At 64.3% G+C, this 17,184-nt stretch carries 16 protein-coding genes; 9 read left to right on the top strand and 7 right to left on the bottom strand.

What is annotated here, in order from left to right; all coding sequences use genetic code 11:
• Nucleotides 1-9 precede the first annotated feature (9 nt).
• From lptM to VF497_RS10590, 3 genes are all read right to left on the bottom strand, one after another.
• A complete protein-coding gene (lptM, locus tag VF497_RS10600) occupies nucleotides 10-207 on the bottom strand; it encodes an LPS translocon maturation chaperone LptM (protein WP_330888443.1) in 198 nt (65 codons plus the stop codon).
• Nucleotides 208-313: 106 nt separating this feature from the next.
• Nucleotides 314-604, bottom strand: a complete 291-nt coding sequence (locus tag VF497_RS10595) for a hypothetical protein (protein ID WP_330888442.1) — start codon at nucleotides 602-604, stop codon at nucleotides 314-316.
• Nucleotides 579-1,358: a helix-turn-helix transcriptional regulator gene (locus VF497_RS10590; RefSeq protein ID WP_330888441.1), complete on the bottom strand. Its 780-nt coding sequence runs from the start codon at nucleotides 1,356-1,358 to the stop codon at nucleotides 579-581. Before VF497_RS10590 ends, VF497_RS10595 begins: the two co-directional genes overlap by 26 nt.
• Before the next feature lie 102 nt (nucleotides 1,359-1,460).
• On the opposite strand from VF497_RS10590, the gene VF497_RS10585 reads away from it, so the two are divergent.
• A complete protein-coding gene (locus VF497_RS10585) occupies nucleotides 1,461-2,681 on the top strand; it encodes an MFS transporter (RefSeq protein WP_414706881.1) in 1,221 nt (406 codons plus the stop codon).
• Between the two features lie 52 nt (nucleotides 2,682-2,733).
• Here the strand turns inward: VF497_RS10585 and VF497_RS10580 are convergent, their stop codons facing one another.
• Nucleotides 2,734-4,740: an SPFH domain-containing protein gene (locus VF497_RS10580; RefSeq protein WP_330888440.1), complete on the bottom strand. Its 2,007-nt coding sequence runs from the start codon at nucleotides 4,738-4,740 to the stop codon at nucleotides 2,734-2,736.
• 80 nt (nucleotides 4,741-4,820) lie between these two features.
• Between VF497_RS10580 and VF497_RS10575 the strand changes: the two genes are divergently transcribed.
• The 5 genes from VF497_RS10575 (at nucleotide 4,821) to VF497_RS10555 (ending at nucleotide 12,869) form a co-directional block, all read left to right on the top strand.
• Nucleotides 4,821-5,075 carry a hypothetical protein gene (locus VF497_RS10575; protein WP_330888438.1) on the top strand — a complete coding sequence of 85 codons (255 nt, stop codon included), beginning with the start codon at nucleotides 4,821-4,823 and terminating at the stop codon, nucleotides 5,073-5,075.
• A gap of 33 nt (nucleotides 5,076-5,108) precedes the next feature.
• Entirely contained in the window at nucleotides 5,109-6,347 is a 1,239-nt protein-coding gene (locus tag VF497_RS10570) for a sterol desaturase family protein (RefSeq protein ID WP_330888436.1), read from the top strand.
• 96 nt (nucleotides 6,348-6,443) lie between these two features.
• Complete coding sequence (locus tag VF497_RS10565) at nucleotides 6,444-7,523, top strand: hypothetical protein (protein WP_330888434.1); 1,080 nt, start codon at nucleotides 6,444-6,446, stop codon at nucleotides 7,521-7,523.
• A 98-nt stretch (nucleotides 7,524-7,621) separates the two neighbouring features.
• Nucleotides 7,622-11,131, top strand: coding sequence for an indolepyruvate ferredoxin oxidoreductase family protein (locus VF497_RS10560; RefSeq protein ID WP_330888432.1), 3,510 nt, complete (start codon nucleotides 7,622-7,624; stop codon nucleotides 11,129-11,131).
• Between the two features lie 376 nt (nucleotides 11,132-11,507).
• On the top strand, nucleotides 11,508-12,869 hold the full coding sequence (locus tag VF497_RS10555) for a glycosyltransferase (protein ID WP_330888430.1): 1,362 nt from the start codon (nucleotides 11,508-11,510) through the stop codon (nucleotides 12,867-12,869).
• Between the two features lie 13 nt (nucleotides 12,870-12,882).
• On the opposite strand, the gene VF497_RS10550 is transcribed toward VF497_RS10555, so the two are convergent.
• The 3 genes from VF497_RS10550 to VF497_RS10540 all read right to left on the bottom strand — a co-directional run bounded on the left by VF497_RS10550 (nucleotide 12,883) and on the right by VF497_RS10540 (nucleotide 15,251).
• A complete protein-coding gene (locus tag VF497_RS10550) occupies nucleotides 12,883-13,488 on the bottom strand; it encodes a lysophospholipid acyltransferase family protein (RefSeq protein ID WP_330888428.1) in 606 nt (201 codons plus the stop codon).
• Nucleotides 13,485-13,892 carry an alternative ribosome rescue aminoacyl-tRNA hydrolase ArfB gene (gene arfB, locus VF497_RS10545; protein ID WP_330888503.1) on the bottom strand — a complete coding sequence of 136 codons (408 nt, stop codon included), beginning with the start codon at nucleotides 13,890-13,892 and terminating at the stop codon, nucleotides 13,485-13,487. The genes VF497_RS10550 and arfB overlap by 4 nt, the downstream gene beginning before the upstream one ends.
• 69 nt (nucleotides 13,893-13,961) lie before the next feature.
• Nucleotides 13,962-15,251 (bottom strand): 6-phosphofructokinase, encoded by a 1,290-nt coding sequence (locus VF497_RS10540; RefSeq protein ID WP_330888426.1) that lies wholly within the window; start codon nucleotides 15,249-15,251, stop codon nucleotides 13,962-13,964.
• Nucleotides 15,252-15,393: 142 nt separating this feature from the next.
• Between VF497_RS10540 and VF497_RS10535 the strand changes: the two genes are divergently transcribed.
• The 3 genes from VF497_RS10535 to VF497_RS10525 all read left to right on the top strand — a co-directional run.
• Nucleotides 15,394-15,957 carry an adenylate kinase gene (locus VF497_RS10535; RefSeq protein ID WP_330888424.1) on the top strand — a complete coding sequence of 188 codons (564 nt, stop codon included), beginning with the start codon at nucleotides 15,394-15,396 and terminating at the stop codon, nucleotides 15,955-15,957.
• A 94-nt stretch (nucleotides 15,958-16,051) separates the two neighbouring features.
• Nucleotides 16,052-16,603 (top strand): hypothetical protein, encoded by a 552-nt coding sequence (locus VF497_RS10530; RefSeq protein WP_330888422.1) that lies wholly within the window; start codon nucleotides 16,052-16,054, stop codon nucleotides 16,601-16,603.
• A 3-nt stretch (nucleotides 16,604-16,606) separates the two neighbouring features.
• A partial coding sequence (locus VF497_RS10525; protein WP_330888420.1) for a Mur ligase domain-containing protein occupies nucleotides 16,607-17,184 on the top strand: 578 nt, incomplete at its 3' end.

Here is a 17,184-nt window from a genome sequence, read left to right as displayed (position 1 = left end):
CTGGCGGCTTCAGTGCTGGGTTGCCGCGCCGTCCGCCGATGTCTTCTGCGCCGGCTGCGCGGTGTTCGCGGGCTGGTCCTTCTTCTTGTCCTTGTCCTGCTGCTCCTGCGGTTTGTCGGGCAGCACGAGCGGGCCCTTGTTGCCGCAGGCTGCGACCGCAAGCGCAAAAATGGCAGCGAGCAGGAGTACACGTAGCGTGGACGACATGGCGTAGCGATCGAAGGAAGCGAAGATTGGAGTATAACCCGCGGCTTCGCGCGCGGGGCCGGAAGGTCCGTGTGCGCGGACCTCCCGCATCACGCGATCGCTGCGGTCAATGCTGTTTCTGTGGCTGATCCGCCGCCGCCGGCGCGGTGGTCGCGTTCGGCTGCGCGAGCTGGCCGATCGGCTTGCCCTGCTCCTCGACCGCGCCGACGGTGACCGTGGCCTTCCATTCGCGATCGCGCTTGGCGAAGTACAGGTCGGGATCCCAGTTGTCGCTGGCATAGATGTCGCCACCGCAGCCGGCCTGCGACAAGGTGCGACCACCGACGACGAGTGCCGGACCGCAATTGTCCTTGGTCTTGGCCTCGCAACGCTCAATGCGGCGCGGAAGTGCCGGCATACGCGCTCGGCGCGAGGCCGGTCTGGCTGCGGAACATCTGTGTGAATGCGGACGGGTTCGCATAACCGAAATCAAGCGCGATCGTCGTGATCGAATCGCCCGCGGCGAGGCGCGGCAGCGCGGCGACGACGCAGGCCTGACGGCACCAGGCAGCGAAGCTCGTCCCGGTCTGCTCGCGGAACAGGCGCGTGAACGAGCGCCGCGACATGGCCAGCGCCGCGCACCAGTCGTCGATCGTCTCGTGCGGCGTCGGCTTGTCGAGGAAGGCACGGCAGCGCGCGGCGAGTTTCGGCGCGGTCGGCAAGCTGATGTTGAGCGGCAGCGTCGGCAGCGTTTCGATCTCGGCGATCAACAGGCGCATGATCAGCCCGGCGCGCGCATGCACGTCGTACTTTGCCGGCAGGTCGACCGCTTCGAGCAACAACGCGCGCGCGAGCGGCGTGATGCCGAGCACGCGGCATTCGCGCGGCAGCTTCTTGCTGACTGTCGGTTCGAGGAAGATGCTGCGCGTGGTGACCGGGCCGACCGCGTAGACATCGTGATAGACGCCCGCCGGGATCCACAGCGCGCGCTGCGGCGGCACCACCCAGCGGCCCTGCGGCGTGGTCACGATCATCAGCCCGGTCGCGCCATAGAGCAGCTGGTTGCGCCGATGCTGGTGCGAACCGCGCGCGACGCCGGGCGCGTAGTCGTTGCCGACCGAGATGATCGGTCGCGGTATCGCTTCGTAGTCGTCGACGTTGGCGTTGCGCATCGGTGGCCCAACCTCGTAAATCGTTGACCTGCCTGCGGCGGCGGGCGAGTGCCGGCGATTCTAACCTGCATGCGTCAAATTCTTTAGTCCAAGGCAAGAACCGTGGCCGCCAACTCTGCCGTCATCTCCGACGACACTTCGCCCGCGACGCCGGTCGCAACCGGCACGGCGCTCGGCGTGCTCGCCGCGGTGAGTTCCTCGCATTTCCTCAACGACCTGATCCAGTCGCTGCTGCCGTCGATCTATCCGATCCTGAAGAGCAATTACGCGCTCGACTTCGGCCAGATCGGCCTGCTCACCTTTACCTACCAGCTCACCGCTTCGCTGCTGCAGCCGCTGGTCGGCGCGTACACCGACCGCCGACCGCTGCCGTATTCGCTGCCGTTCGGCATGAGCTTCACCCTCTGCGGCCTGCTGCTGCTTTCGCAGGCCGGATCGTTTCCGATGCTGCTGCTTGCCGCGGCGCTGGTCGGCACGGGCTCGTCGATCTTCCATCCCGAATCCTCGCGCATCGCGCGCCTTGCCTCGGGTGGGCGCCACGGTTTCGCCCAGTCGTTCTTCCAGGTCGGCGGCAATGCCGGATCGGCACTGGGCCCGTTGCTCGCCGCGTTCGTGATTTTGCCGCACGGACAAGGCGCGCTGGCGTGGGTGTCGGTGCTCGCGCTCGTCGGCATCTTGCTGCTGACTCGTGTCGGCCTCTGGTATGCGCCGCGTGCGAAGCCGAAAGCGGCCAAGATCGCGACCACGGCAGCCACGCTACCGAAACGTCAGGTCGTCATTGCCGTCGGCGTGCTGCTCGCGTTGATCTTCTCCAAGTACTTCTACCTGATCAGCCTGTCGAACTACTACACGTTCTACCTGATCGAGAAATTCCACGTCTCGACGCAGAGCGCGCAGATCCACCTGTTCTACTTCCTCGGCGCGGTCGCACTCGGCACGCTGGTCGGCGGGCCGATCGGCGACAAAGTCGGGCGCAAGTGGGTGATCTGGGTGTCGATCCTCGGCGTACTGCCGTTCTCGCTGCTGCTGCCGCACGCGGACCTGTTCTGGACCGCGGTGCTTACCGTGATCATCGGCCTAATCCTCTCGAGCGCATTCTCGGCGATCCTCGTCTATGCGACCGAGTTGTTGCCCGGCAACGTCGGCATGATCGCCGGCATGTTCTTCGGCTTCGCCTTTGGCATGGGTGGCATCGCCGCCGCGGTGCTCGGCGAAATCGCCGACCACAAGGGCATCGAGTACGTCTACCAGATCTGCGCTTGGCTGCCGGCGATCGGTCTGCTGACCGCGTTCCTTCCCAATCTGCATCGGCGACACGCGTAAGCGCCGCCGCTAGAAGGGCAGCCGGCGCAACACGCCGGCTGCCTCCACTCGCTTACTGCACCGTCGTCGACTTCGGCTGACGAAACTGCTGGCCCGCAGCGAGGATCATCGCGGTGATCGCCTCTATGGCGTTGCTGCTCCCGCTTCCATTGCCGCCGACGAGAATCTGCGGCACGACCGGCAACTTGCCGTCGGCGATCGCCTTGGTGATCTGCGCGGAGATTTCCTGGGCGAGACGGATCTCGGGGCCGCCGTAGGCCTCGACCTGCTTATGCGCCGCACGGGCGGTCGCTTCGCCTTCGAGTTCGATGCGGTTCGCGTTCGCCGCGCCGATCGCCTTGATGCGTTCGGCGTCGGCCATGGCGATGTTGCGGATCTTCGCCGCGTCGGCTTCGCCCTGGCGCGTCTGCGTCTTCACCTCGGCCAGACCCTTGTTCTCGGCGACCTCGATCGCGATGCGCGACTCGGTCAGGCCCTTCTGCTGCGCGGCGACCGCGGCCGCCTCGCGCAGGCTGCGCTCCTTCACCGCCGCCGCTTCCTGCTGCGCATAGGTCTCGATCTGCTCGCGCGCGACCTGACGATCGCGCAACTGGGCGAGGATGTTCTCGATCTGGCTGTTGCCGGCCGGTGACTTCGGCGTGCCGATCAGCACTTCCTGCAGTTCGAGGTTGTAGGCGGCGAACTTGTCCTTCATGTCGGCGAGCGCCTGGCCCTGGATGTCGGCACGCTGCTGCAGCAGCTCGATCAGCGTCTTGGTCTGCGCCGTGTTCTTGAAGTAGGCGGAGACCATCGGGTCGAGCGTCTGCTCGACGAGCTTCTGCACGTCGCCGAAACGCTGGATCACCTTCGCTGCCTTCTTGTAGTCGATATGCACGACAACCGACAGCGGCAAGGTTGGCTCGAACGCGTCCTTGGTGATCAGCGAGATCTCCTTGAGGTTGCGGTCGAAATCCGAACCCGATTGGCCCGACTCCCATTTGAGGATGAAGTTCGTCGTCGGCACCTTCGCGATCGCGCCGGCGAAGCGATTGAACGGATACTTGCCCGGCAGCATCGGTGCTTCCCAGACGCCACGCTCGCCTTCGCCGACGAGTTCGCCGTGCTGGTATTCCGAACCGGAACGATCGGCGCCGCGCTTGCCGGTGAACGACACAACCACGCCAACCATGCCCATCGGTACCAGCGTCTTCTCGATAAACTCCACGCTCGCGAACAGACGGTTGACGTAATAGGTGCCGTCGACGAGCACCTGGTACTGACGGCCGCGGAAACCGCCGGCAGCGAGGAAGCGGTCGGCGTCCTGGAAGTTGTTGTGATAGGTCGCCGCCGCGCTGCGGTCCGCGCCGACTGCAGGCGCGATCAACTCACCCGCCGGCAGGCCGGGGCCATCGTGCACCGTGACGATGCCGATGACATCGCTGACGATGCGCGCTTCCTTCGCGCCCGGATCGGTGACGCGCAATCCCTGCGTCGATTGCTCGCCGATCACGACCGGATGGAAACCGCCACGCGCCTCGATCTGCGCGCGCATCGATTCGATCGTGTCGGCGTCCGACTTGGCCAGCGCGATCGCATAGGTGTTCGCACGCGTGAGCACGACGAATTGGGCGATGTTGATCGCGTAGACGCCCTCGCGCAGCACCTTGCGCTGCGGGCCTTTCTGGCCGGCGGCGAGGAAATCGCGCACGCTTTCGAAGTCGTCGGCGTTGGCGTTTCCAGCCAGCGACTGGCCGGCCTCAAGAGGCTTGCCGTCGCGCGCGAACAGATAGCCGATTTCGCCCTGCGGCACGGTCACGAGATCAACCTTGTGCACGCGATACTGGAACGGGAACAGGAAATGAAAACCACCACGCAGCAACTCGGGCACGTAACCCGCTTCACCACCGAGCGCGACGAGGCCGCGTTTCACCGAGCCCTTGCCGGCCCAGAGGCGTTCGAGCACGCCGACACGATTGTTCGGCACGTAGACGATGGACGAATACACCAGTAACAGCACGACGATTACGCCGGCGACGATGACGATATTGCCAAGACTCCATTCCGCATTAAGCCACGACATGACGTTCTATCCTTCGACAGATTGAAAAAGTGGAAAGGTATACACACGGACAACGAGCACGAACGCGCTACATAGGCGGCATGAACCACTCCAGGCAGTGGAAAAAATGGACGCACGCCGACGGCGATGCAGATGGCGCATCGGACACGGGAGGCTGCGCGAAAAATCCACCTGGCCGGGTAACGGTCGCGGCAGGCGCGACGGACGGCGAATGGGTGAAACCCCTGGCGGCGACGGTAAGCATGACTGCTTTCCTTGGCCACGACATGGGATACGTGCCGGTTTTTTCAAGCGGCGACGCACGTTTGCGCAAGTGCCTGAATCCGCGGCTATAGTGCGCGCAACCTCGTCAAGGTAACGGAATCGTCATGTCCGGATCGTCCCTGCCGCCTGGCTCCAAGCGTGCAATCTCCCGCCGCATCCTCGTCGCGCCGTTCGCCCCGACCGCGCGCCACGTCGGCGATGTCGTCGAGGATACCGACGATCTGCTCCACGCCAGCGGCGACCTGCGCACCGGCCGCGCGCTGATCACGACCGTGATCGCGCTGCTGCTCGCGAGCCTGAGCCTGCTCGCCGTGCTCGCATTCCATTTTCCCGAGTACCTGACCACGCCCGAACTGCGCCACAAGTATTCGGTCGACGTGCTGCGCCAGTTGCTGTTCGCGGGGCTGCTCGTCGCCGGCGGCCTGTCGCTGGGCAATCTGATCCTCGGCCGGCGGCGCAATCCCAACCTAGTCGCGTTCGCGCTCGTGATCGCCGCGGTGGCGCTCGGCGGCTCGCGCGTGCCGGTCGGCGACTTCCCCGACCACACGCCTTACATCGGCCTCGACTGGTTTATCCTCGACCTGCTCGGCTCGACCCTGATCTTCGTCGTGATCGAGAAGCTGTTCCCGCTCTACCGCGGCCAGCCGATCTTCCGCCGTGAATGGCAGACCGACCTCAAGCACTTCGCGGTCAACCATTTCCTCGTCGGTCTGATGCTGCTGCTGGTCAACTTCGTGATTCACCGTGGCTTCGGCTGGCTGGTCAACCACGACTTCCAGCTCGCGGTGCAGAAGATCTGGTTCCTGCCGCAGCTGCTGCTCTGCATCCTCGTCGCCGACCTCGCCGAGTACTTCACCCATCGTGCCTACCACGAGGTGCCGTTGCTGTGGAAATTCCACTCGGTGCACCACTCGACGAAGACGATGGACTGGCTCGCGGGTTCGCGCCAGCACATCTTCGAGATCATCGCCACGCGCATCGCCGTGCTCGCGCCGCTATTCGTGGTCGGTTTTTCCGAAAGCGTGATCAACGCCTACATCATCATCGTCGGCTTCCAGGCCGTGTTCAATCACGCCAACGTGCACCTGCCCTGGGGCCCGCTCAAGTACCTGATCGTGACACCCGATTTCCACCACTGGCATCACTCGCAGGACGACGAGGCGATCGACAAGAACTATGCCGCGCACTACTCCTTCATCGACTACTTCTTCGGCACGGCGGTGAAGTCGGACAGGAAGTTCCCCGAGCGCTACGGCGTGGTCGGCGACTACATGCCCGACGGTTTCGTCAATCAGCAATTGTTTCCGTTCAAGGCGATGATCAAGCCGGACGCACAGACGTAAACCCGCTCGTCGGCAAAATCCGCGGCGAATCACCCGGTTTTGCATCACGCTCTCGTCTACACTTGCACCACTTCGTCGCTGGGGAGTGACCGCACAATGCAGGGCTTGATGGTTCTCTATCTGGTTTCCTTCGTCCTCGGAATCCTCATCGTCGCGCGCGTCTGGCGGGCGAACACGCTCGACGGCGTGCTGACCTTGTTCCTTCCGTTCTACGTTTTCTACGCGTTGTACAAGTACTGGGGCGACGCGGACCACGATATCCGCTGGCCGCTGCTCGCCCAGATCATTGTCTCCGCCATCCTCCTCTGGAACGTCTACCACATCGCGCCAACGCTGATCGATCCGCATCTTGCTGCCGTGCAGAGCCAGGGCGCGGAAGACGGCGACCAGGCCGACGAGGACAATTCCGCGACCCGACCGGTCCGGTCATCCGCGGCGGCGCAGGGTAAGACGCTGCCAGGGTCGGCAACAATGCAGGGCAAGGTCCCCGCGCAGGCCAGCGAAGCCGAGCCACCGCCGCGCCCTGCGACGGCGGCTGAACTGAACGACCTCGCGGCGCATGTCCTGTTCCTGCGCGGCCGCTTTGTGCGCGAGGCGATCGGCATGCGCCTGGACATTCCGCGTGGCCAGCACCTGCTTGCTGGCACGGATGCGCGCAACACCGACACCGCCTTGCGCGGCGAGGTCGATGCGCACCTGATCGGCTGGATGATCGCCGTGGACAGGACCATCACCGATCCGAACCTGCGCATCGTACGCCTGCGCTGGCGGCATGACGGCCTCGTCGCCGGTGACGCGGCAGATCCGGCTGCTCTGCTCGACATTGCGCACGCCCACAGCCCGGCACCGCGCCTCGCCGGCAGCGGCGGCACCTTGGTGCGCTACGACGTCGCGCCGGAACGCGAGGGCTCGACGATCATCTGGAGTGAAGAGCGCCAGCCCGAAGGCGCGGCGACCAGCGCTCACGACTGCCACGCGCTGCGGCTCGCGCGCAAGGGCGTGCTCGAGTTCAGCATCGTCGGCGTGGATGCGAACGCGGCGACCGCGTGCACGACCGAATTGCGTGCGCTCGTCGCCACGGTGCGCTTCGATCCGGAATCGGACTATCCCGCGCAGATCCAGGGTGAACACCTCGCGCCCTATTCGCTTAGCGGAATGGTTACGCAAACGCAATAGGCCGGCATTCGCCCGCGGGCGCCTGCACAACATTCCCACAGCCCTGTGCGGAGCCAATGCTAAAATCGAGTATTGACTCTAACGCGAGCATGGCTGTCATGTCTGTTCCCGCAACGCAGTTGGACCTCGGCTACACGCTCGAGGACAAGTACACGCGCAAGGAAGGGCGCATCTACCTTTCCGGCGTGCAGGCGCTCGTGCGCCTGCCACTGATGCAGCAGATGCGCGACCGCGCCGCCGGCCTCGACACGGCCGGTTTCATCTCCGGTTATCGCGGCTCGCCGCTCGGCGGCTTCGACCTCGAACTGTGGAAGGCGAAGAAACACCTCAAAGCCTCCAACATCGAATTCCAGCCCGGCCTCAACGAGGACCTTGGCGCGACGATGGTCTGGGGCACGCAGCAGGCCAACCTGTTCCCCGGCGCGAAGTACGACGGCGTGTTCGCAATGTGGTACGGCAAGGGTCCCGGCGTCGACCGCTCGGGCGACGTGTTCAAGCACGGCAATGCCGCGGGTACGTCGAAGAACGGCGGCGTGCTCGCGCTCGCGGCCGACGATCACGCTTGCCGTTCGTCGACGCTGCCGCACGGTTCGGAACTCGAATTCGTCAGCGCGATGATGCCGATCCTCAACCCGGCCGGCGTGCAGGACATCCTCGATATGGGCATGCTCGGCTGGGCGATGAGTCGCTTCACCGGGCGCTGGGTCGGCTTCAAGACGATCGCGGAAACGGTCGAGTCGAGCGCGAGCGTCAACGTCAATCCGCACCAGCTCGACATCGTCGTGCCGACCGATTTCGTCATGCCGGCTGGCGGCCTCAACATCCGCTGGCCCGATCCGCCTCTCAATCAGGAAATGCGCCTGCATCAGTACGCGGTGCAGGCCGCATGCGCGTTCGCGCGCGCGAACAAGATCGACCGCACCGTCATCGACGCGCCGCGCGCGCGCCTCGGCATCGTCACCACGGGCAAGAGCTATCTCGACGTGTTGCAGGCGCTCGAATACCTCGGCATTGACGAGAAGATGGCCGCCGACGTCGGCATCCGCGTGTACAAGGTCGGCATGACCTGGCCGCTCGAACCGGTCGGCATCCGCGAATTCGCCGACGGCCTCGAAGACATCATCGTCGTCGAGGAAAAGCGCTCCTTCCTCGAATCGCAGATGAAGGAATACATGTACAACTGGCCGACGCGGCCGAGCGTGGTCGGCAAGTACGACGAAGAGGGCAACTGGATCCTGCCGTCGACGTCGGAGCTGACGCCGGCGATGATTGCGCTCGTGATCGCGAAGCGCCTGTCGCGCTTCTTCTCCAACGATACGATCAAGGCGCGTGTCGCCTGGATCGAGGCCAAGGAACAGGAACTGACCCTGCCGCGCGCGAACTTCCCGCGCGCCGCGCATTATTGCTCGGGCTGCCCGCACAACACCTCGACCGCGGTGCCGGAAGGCTCGCGCGCGCTCGGCGGCATCGGTTGCCACTACATGGTGACGTGGATGGATCGGCGCACCGACACGTTCACCCAGATGGGCGGCGAAGGTGCGACCTGGTGCGGCCAGGCGCCGTTCACCGAAACCCAGCACGTGTTCCAGAACCTAGGCGACGGCACCTATTTCCACTCGGGCTCGCTTGCGATACGCCAGGCGATCGCGGCCAAGGTCAACATCACCTACAAGATTCTCTACAACGACGCGGTCGCGATGACCGGCGGCCAACCGGTCGACGGCACGTTGACCGTGCCCGGCATCGCCAACCAGATGCGCGCCGAGGGCGTGCAGACGATCGTGGTGATGAGTGACGAGATCGAGAAGTGGTCGAAGCGCGAATTGTTCCCGCGCGATGTCGAGTTCTTCGACCGTGCCGAGTTCGACGCCGTGTCCAAGCGCCTGCGCGAAGTGCCCGGCGTGTCGGTGCTGATCTACGACCAGACCTGCGCAACCGAGAAGCGCCGCCGGCGCAAGCGCGGCAAGCTCGAGGACCCGAAGAAGCGCGTGTTCATCAACTCGCTGGTCTGCGAAGGCTGCGGCGACTGCGGCGAGAAATCGTTCTGCGTCTCGGTGCTGCCGAAGGAAACCGAGTACGGACGCAAGCGCGAGATCGATCAGTCGAACTGCAACAAGGATTTCTCGTGTGTGAAGGGCTTCTGCCCGAGCTTCGTCACGATCCACGGCGGTGGGTTGAAGAAGCGGAAGCCGGGTAGCGGAAAAGTGGATTTTTCCACATTGCCGCAGCCGAGCTTCGCGAGTGATCTCGCTCAGCCGTGGAACATCCTCGTCACCGGCATCGGCGGCACTGGCGTTGTCACGATCGGCGCGCTGATCGGCATGGCCGCACACCTGGAATCGAAAGGCGCGACGGTGCTCGACCAGACCGGTCTCGCCCAGAAGGGCGGTGCGGTGACCTGCCACCTGCGCATCGCGAAGACGCCGGCCGACATCCACGCCGTGCGCATCGCCGCGGGCGAAGCCGACCTCGTCCTCGGCTGCGACATGGTCGTGGTCAACGACTACTGGGCGCTGTCGAAAATCCGCGCCAAGCGCTCGCACGTCGTACTCAACACGTACGAAGCGATGCCCGGTACGTTCACGACCAAACCCGACATGCAGTTCCCGGCACTGCAGATCGTCAAGGCCGTCGGCACCGCGCTCGACGGCGACGAAGCCGAGCTGGTCGACGCGACCGATCTCGCGACCAAGCTGCTCGGCGACTCGATCGCGAGCAACCTGTTCATGCTCGGCTACGCCTGGCAGAAAGGCTGGGTGCCGATTTCCGAGGCCGCACTGATGCGCGCAATCGAGCTCAACGGCGCCGCGATCGAGATGAACAAGAGCGCGTTCAACTGGGGCCGCCTCGCCGCGGTCGACATGGCCAAGGTCAAGGAAGCGGCCAACGGCGTCGAAGCGCCCGCAGCGGCGACCACGCTCGCCGCACCGCTGGACGATACGAAGATCAGCCGCACGCTCGACGAGGAGATCGCGCGCCGCGTCGCCTTCCTCACCGATTATCAGGACGCGGCCTATGCGGCGAAGTACAAGGCGCTCGTCGACAAGGTGCGCAGCGCCGAGCAGGCGAAGGCGCCGGGGCAGACGGCGCTGACCGAAGCGGTCGCGCGCTACGCGTTCAAGCTCATGGCCTACAAGGACGAGTACGAAGTCGCGCGCCTGTACACGAGCGGCGAGTTCGAACAGCAGATCAAGAATGTCTTCGACGGCGACTACAAGATCCACTTCAATCTCGCCCCGCCGACGTTCGCGAAGAAGGACGCCGACGGCCATCTGGTCAAGCGCGAGTTCGGCCCATGGATGTTCCGCGCGTTCAAGCTGCTTGCGAAGTTCAAGGGCCTGCGCGGCGGCACGTTCGACGTGTTCGGCAAGACTGAAGAGCGCAGGATGGAACGCCAGCTCATCACCGACTACTTCGCTACGATGGACGAGTTGCTGTCGAAACTCGACCGCAACAACCTCAAGCTCGCCGTCGATATCGCCGCGATTCCGGAAATCATTCGTGGCTATGGTCACATCAAGGAAGCGAACTTCGCCAAGGCAGCGGCGAAGCGCGACGAGTTGCTCAACTCGTGGCGCAATCACCGGCCGACCGCCATCGCCGCATGAAAATCAGCGGCTCGCGAAGAAACGAAGTCTCGAGCCGCTCCCCACGATCAATCACTGCGCCGCTCGGCGGTGCAGAAAATGTGCGTTACTTCACAAAACAAACGTTGACGTTGATCGCATAATGCCCTGAGGAGACGTTCGTACGGCAAAGGAACGCTGCGATCGTTTAAGGGGGATTCTTGAGTTTTTCTATTAGCTCGCTGCCGCTACGCGGCGGCGGCGTGACGTCGTACGTTGCGCATACGTCTGGCTTTGCGCCGCAGCCGTCCTATACCGCCGCCGTCCACACAGAACCCACCGCAGAAATACCGAGCGCAGATGCCGTGCGTTCGCCGTCGGCATGTCGGCGGCGGCTCGCCGGCGGGCGGCTGTCGCCATGAACCTGCGCGCAAACTTCGATTTCGGCTTCTTGCAACGCGACATCCTCGCACGCGCGGCTTCCCTTCTCGAAACCGGCGAGGGCGATCGTGGCAGGCAAGTGCTGAGCGCATTGCGTCCCGAACAGATCGGCACCGTGCAGGAAGCGATCATCGCGACCGAAATGTTCCTCGATGTGCACGAACTCGATGCCGCGCTGGCCGCAGCAAAGCGCGCCAACGAACTCGACCCGCAGCACTCCGAAGCGCAGGAGCTGCTGATGGAATGCCGCTACCGCATCGATCTGCCGGCGATCTGGCGGAGCGAGAGCCAGGATATCCGCACCCGGCTCGAACGCCTCAACGCGCTAGCATCGGCCCGACAGCCGGCGCCGGATGCGCCCATCCACATCGTCTGCAATCTGGAAAGCGTCGGCGGCAGTGAACGCCGCGCGCTCAACCTGCAGCGCCTGCTGTCGACACGTGCGTCGACCACGCTTTGGTCGACGACGTCTCCGCACCCAGCGCATTCGCAGGCTGCGGATATCCACGTGATCTCGCCTGGGTCCGCGCCGGTGAACGGCACCCTCGTGCTGATCGGAACTTTCTTCCCTTGCGACAATTGGCTGCAGGAGAACCGCTTCGAGCGCGTCATCATCTGCCACAACCTCGTCGGCCAAAATCAGAGCGTCGTGCGGCGCCTGCAGGAAATTGAAGACAATCCCTCGCACCCCCCGGTACAGCTCACGTTTCCGTCGAAGATGTTCCGCGACTTGCTTGATCTTCCGGGCACGGTCGAATACTCGCCCGTCGACCTCGCCCATTTCCTGCGTCGGCGACCTCATTCCGAATCCACTTCCAGCCTGACCATCGGCCGGCACGGCCGTGCGTACGCCTTGAAATTTCACCCGAACGATGCCGCGTTCTTCCGCAAGCTGCTCGACCTCGGCCATCGCGTGAAGGTCGTTGGTGGATCAGTGATCGCCCCCGCCTTTGCGCGCGATCCGGGCGCAACGCCGGAATGGATCAAACCGGGCGCTCTCGACTCGAGAGATTTTCTCCAGGCGCTCGACGTCTTCGTCTACCGCAAGCATCCACTATGGGTGGAAACCGGCGGATCGGTGATTCTCGAGGCAATGGCTATGGAACTGCCGGTCGTCGTGTTTCCCGAGCAATGTGGATGCGCGGAGTTGATTGCGCATGGCCAAAACGGGTTTCTCGTCTCCAGCGAAGCCGAAGCCCACGACATCATCGAGCGCCTGCGCGCCGAGCCGGATTTGCGCCGCCGCATCGGCGGCTCAGCGCGGCAGACCTTGATCGATCTGCAACATCGTCAAGAACCCGAATTGCTCGCCCGCTACCGCGGCGAACCGCCGCGCTGAGATCGCAGTCTGCTCATACCGTGCCGCGATTCCTGCCCTGGAACGGCACGTAGTATTCGCGAATGCGTGCCATGTCGTCGTCGAGATCGTCGCTAAGCTCGATCAACGGCCCCAGGCCGATCGTCTTGTCCGGATAGTGGAAGTAGAGCAGTTGCACCGGCACGTTCGCCGCGCGCGCGATGTGCCAGAATCCACTTTTCCACTTTTTCACTTTTTTGCGCGTGCCCTCGGGCGTGATGCCGAGCCAGAGCTTGTCGCGAGCGGCGAACTGCTGGCGCATCTGCGTCACCACGTCATGCGCTGCCTTGCGATCGATGCCGATGCCGCCGAGGCCGCGCACGAGCGGGCCGAGCGCACCTTTGGTGTAGTCGTGCTTGATGATGAAATGGATGTCCAAGCGCAACGCAACCTTGAACGCGAGCGCCCAGATGCCGTCCCAGTTGGACGAATGCGGCGCGCCGATGATGACGAGCTTGGGCACGTCCGGAAGCGCGCCGGCGACGCGCCAGCCGCTCAGGCGCAGCAGCGCGCGACACAGCCAGCCGAGCAGGGACGGCGGAAACTGCGGCGCCTGCGGCGGCACGCCCGGAAAAATCGATGCGTTGCTTGCCTCGCTCAATCTTCGCTCCAGTTGCGTTTCGAGCGCTGCTGCTTGTGCGTGCTGCGTTGACGCTTGGCGTCGAGCCGACGTTCCTTCGACGCGCGCGTTGGCTTGGTCGCGATGCGCTTTTTCGGCACATGAGCGGCCGCCTGCAGGATTTCGGCCAGGCGTGCGCGTGCGTCGTCGCGGTTCTTTGCCTGGTCGCGAAAACGATTGGCCTGGATCACGAGCACGCCGTCGGCAGTCAGGCGGCGGTCGCGCCGCGCGAGCACGCGCGCGCGCAACGCGTCCGACAGCGATGGCGAATTGGCCACGTCGAAGCGCAACTCGACTGCCGAAGCGACCTTGTTGACGTTCTGTCCGCCCGGGCCCGAAGCGCGCACGAAGGTTTCGATCAGTTCGCTTTCGGGGATAGATAGCATCATGGATTCCGAGCTGGATCCCGTGTCATCGCCCATCCCTGTGCTGCACGGGATAACGACATCCTGTCGTCACTTGTCGGCGATCTCGTACTTCGGCAGCTTCTTCTTCACCAGCACGCGCTTGAGGCGTGCGTATTTCGGCAGACCTGTCTTCGCATCGTACGGCGGTGGCGCCTCACCGCGGATCAGCGGCTCGAAGTAATTGCGCGCGGCCGTGGTGATGTGGAAGCCGTCCTTGCTGATGTAGTTCGCCGGCAGCTTCTTTTCGATGTTCGCGATCTTGGTGATCGGTGCGGCTTCGATCTTCCATTTGAACGGCGTCGACGAAGTGCGCTTGATCACCGGCATCACCGCGTTCTTGCCGGCGAGCGCGTACTCGACCGCGGCCTTGCCGACCGCGTAGGCCTGCTCGACGTCGGACTTCGAAGCCAGATGCCGCGCCGAGCGCTGCAGGTAATCCGGCACTGCCCAGTGAATCTTGAAGCCGAGCTTGTCCTTGACGAGTCCGGCAATGATCGGCGCCGCGCCGCCGCCGAGCTGGGTGTGGCCGAACGCGTCGACCACGCCCGAGTCGGTGAGGAACCGGCCGTCCGGCGTCTTCACTCCTTCGGAAACGATGACCGAGCAGTAGCCGACCTTGGCGACAACCTCTTTGACGCGCGCGAGGAACTTGTCTTGCTCGAACGGCACCTCGGGGAACAGGATCACGTGTGGTGGCGCATCCTTGCCCTGTGCGGCAAGTCCCGCGGCGGCTGCGATCCAGCCCGCGTGGCGGCCCATCACCTCCATGACGAAGACCTTGGTCGACGACTCGCTCATCGATTCGACGTCGAGGCTTGCTTCTGCGATCGACACCGCCGTGTACTTCGCCACCGAGCCGAAGCCGGGGCAGGAATCGGTCACCGGCAAATCGTTGTCGACCGTCTTCGGCACGCCGACGACTTTGAGGTCGTAGCCGAGCTCGGCGCTGAGCTTGGAAATCTTCAGCGAGGTGTCGGCCGAGTCGTTGCCGCCGTTGTAGAGGAAGTAGCGGATGTCGTGCGCGCGGCAGACTTCGATCAGCCGCTCGTAGCGCGGCCGGTCGGCCTCGATCGACTTGAGCTTGAACCGGCACGAGCCGAACGCGCCGCCCGGGGTGTGGCGTAATGCCGCAATCGCGCGGCGGTCTTCCTTCGATACGTCGATCAGTTCTTCGCGCAGCGCGCCGAGGATGCCGTTGCGGCCGGCGAGTACCGCCACGCCGTGCTTGCGGCAGGTTTCGACCACGCCGCAGGCGCTGGCGTTGATCACCGCGGTTACCCCGCCTGACTGCGCGTAGAACAGCGCGCCCTTGCCCGATTTGCCCGGCTTCTTGCTCATGCAATCCTCGCTGAAACTGGAATGGAGGAAACTCCGCGAGGCGCGGAGTTCCAAGGTCTCGTTGACTCGTTGACGCAACGCCGCTAGGTTAGCCTGTCGCAGTTTGCATTGCACCCATCGCCGCGTCCCCACTGGATCAGATATGCGCATCGTTTTCTTCGGCCCGAACGGATCGGGCAAGGGCACCCAGGCCACCCTGCTCAAGAACGAACTGAACATCCCGCATATCTCCACCGGCGACCTGCTGCGCGCCGCCGTCAAGGCCGGCACGCCGCTCGGCCTCAAGGCCAAGGCAGTGATGGACGCGGGCCAGCTCGTCTCCGACGACATTGTGCTCGGCATGCTCGAAGAGCGCATAGGCCAGTCCGACGCGAAAAACGGCTTTATCCTCGACGGTTATCCGCGCAACCTTGCCCAGTGCGCCGCACTCGAGGAACTGCTTGCGCGCATCGGCCAGCCGCTCGATGTCGCGATCAAGCTCGACGTGCCCGACAGCGCCATCCTCGCGCGCTGCGAGATCCGCTTCGCCGCCGAGCATCGCGCCGACGACGACCCCGTCGTCGTGCGCAAGCGCCTCGAGGTCTACCGCGCGCAGACCGCGCCGGTCGCCGATCACTTCGGCCAGATCGGCAAGCTCAAGACCGTCGATGGTGTGGGCGAAGTACAGGAAGTATTCCAACGCATCCTGGCGGTGTTGCCGCGCTGAAACTCACGCCTGATTCCGGCCTGAGTCGGATGCTGGACGAAGACAAGCTGATACACTGGTAAGCCGCTTCAAGACTAGGCTTGCGTTCGCTTCCATGCCCCCCGTTGTAGAAATCTTCCGCGACCTCGTGCTGCTGCGCCGTGGACCGCAGGATTTGCCTTATTCGACGCAACTGCTCGCCGTGCTGGCTGGCGCCTGCATCATCGTGCAAGCGGTTGCGCGCACGATTCCGGCGCCGATCGGGCTCGGCGAATCGTTCCTGTCGTCGCTGATCGAAACGCTGCTCGTGCTCGCCGCATTGCGCGTGGCCCTGCGCGCGCGCGATCTCGGCAGCCGCTTCGTGCAGGCGGCGAGCGGCCTGGTCGGCTGCAACCTGATCTTCACCCTGATCAACATTCCGGTCGCACTCGCGTTCGGCAAGATTCCGCTCGAGGCGGGCCGCCTCATGCCCGAACAGGTCACGCCAACGCAGATGCTGCTGAGCCCGCTGATCCTCGCGCTCGGCATCTGGCAACTCGCGGCGGTCGCGAATGTGCTGCGCCACAGCTTGAACCTGACTCTCGCCGGCGGCATCGCGGTGATCTTCGGCTGGATCGCGCTGCTGTCACTGCTGCTGAGCCTGATTGCCGGGCCGCAGGGTGGCTAGTCCGTGAAGCTGCATATCCTCGGCATCGCCGGCACGTTCATGGGCGGCGTCGCTGCGCTCGCGCGCGAACTCGGCCACGAGGTCGAAGGTTCGGACGCGAATATCTATCCGCCGATGAGCGACCAGCTCGCCGCGCTTGGCATCACGTTGAAACAAGGCTATCGCGCCGAGCATCTGCAGCCGCATCCCGATCTCGTCATCGTTGGCAATGCGCTGTCGCGCGGCAATCCGGCGGTCGAATACCTGTTGAACGCGCGCCTGCCTTACATATCCGGCCCGCAATGGATCGGCGATGCGCTGTTGCGCGAACACCGCGTGTTCGCCGTGGCCGGCACGCACGGCAAAACGACGACGACGGCGATGCTCGCGTGGGTTCTCGATGCCTGCGGCCGCAAACCCGGTTTCCTCGTCGGCGGCGTGCCGGAAAATTTCGGTGTGTCGGCGCGACTCGGCACGAGCGAAGATTTCGTCATCGAGGCCGACGAATACGACACCGCGTTCTTCGACAAGCGTTCGAAGTTCGTCCACTACCACGCGCAGATCGCGATCCTCAACAACCTCGAGTTCGACCACGCCGACAT

Source organism: Rudaea sp. (assembly GCF_036383415.1).
Lineage (GTDB): Bacteria > Pseudomonadota > Gammaproteobacteria > Xanthomonadales > Rhodanobacteraceae > Rudaea.
This window is presented reverse-complemented; position numbering and strand designations above follow the sequence as displayed.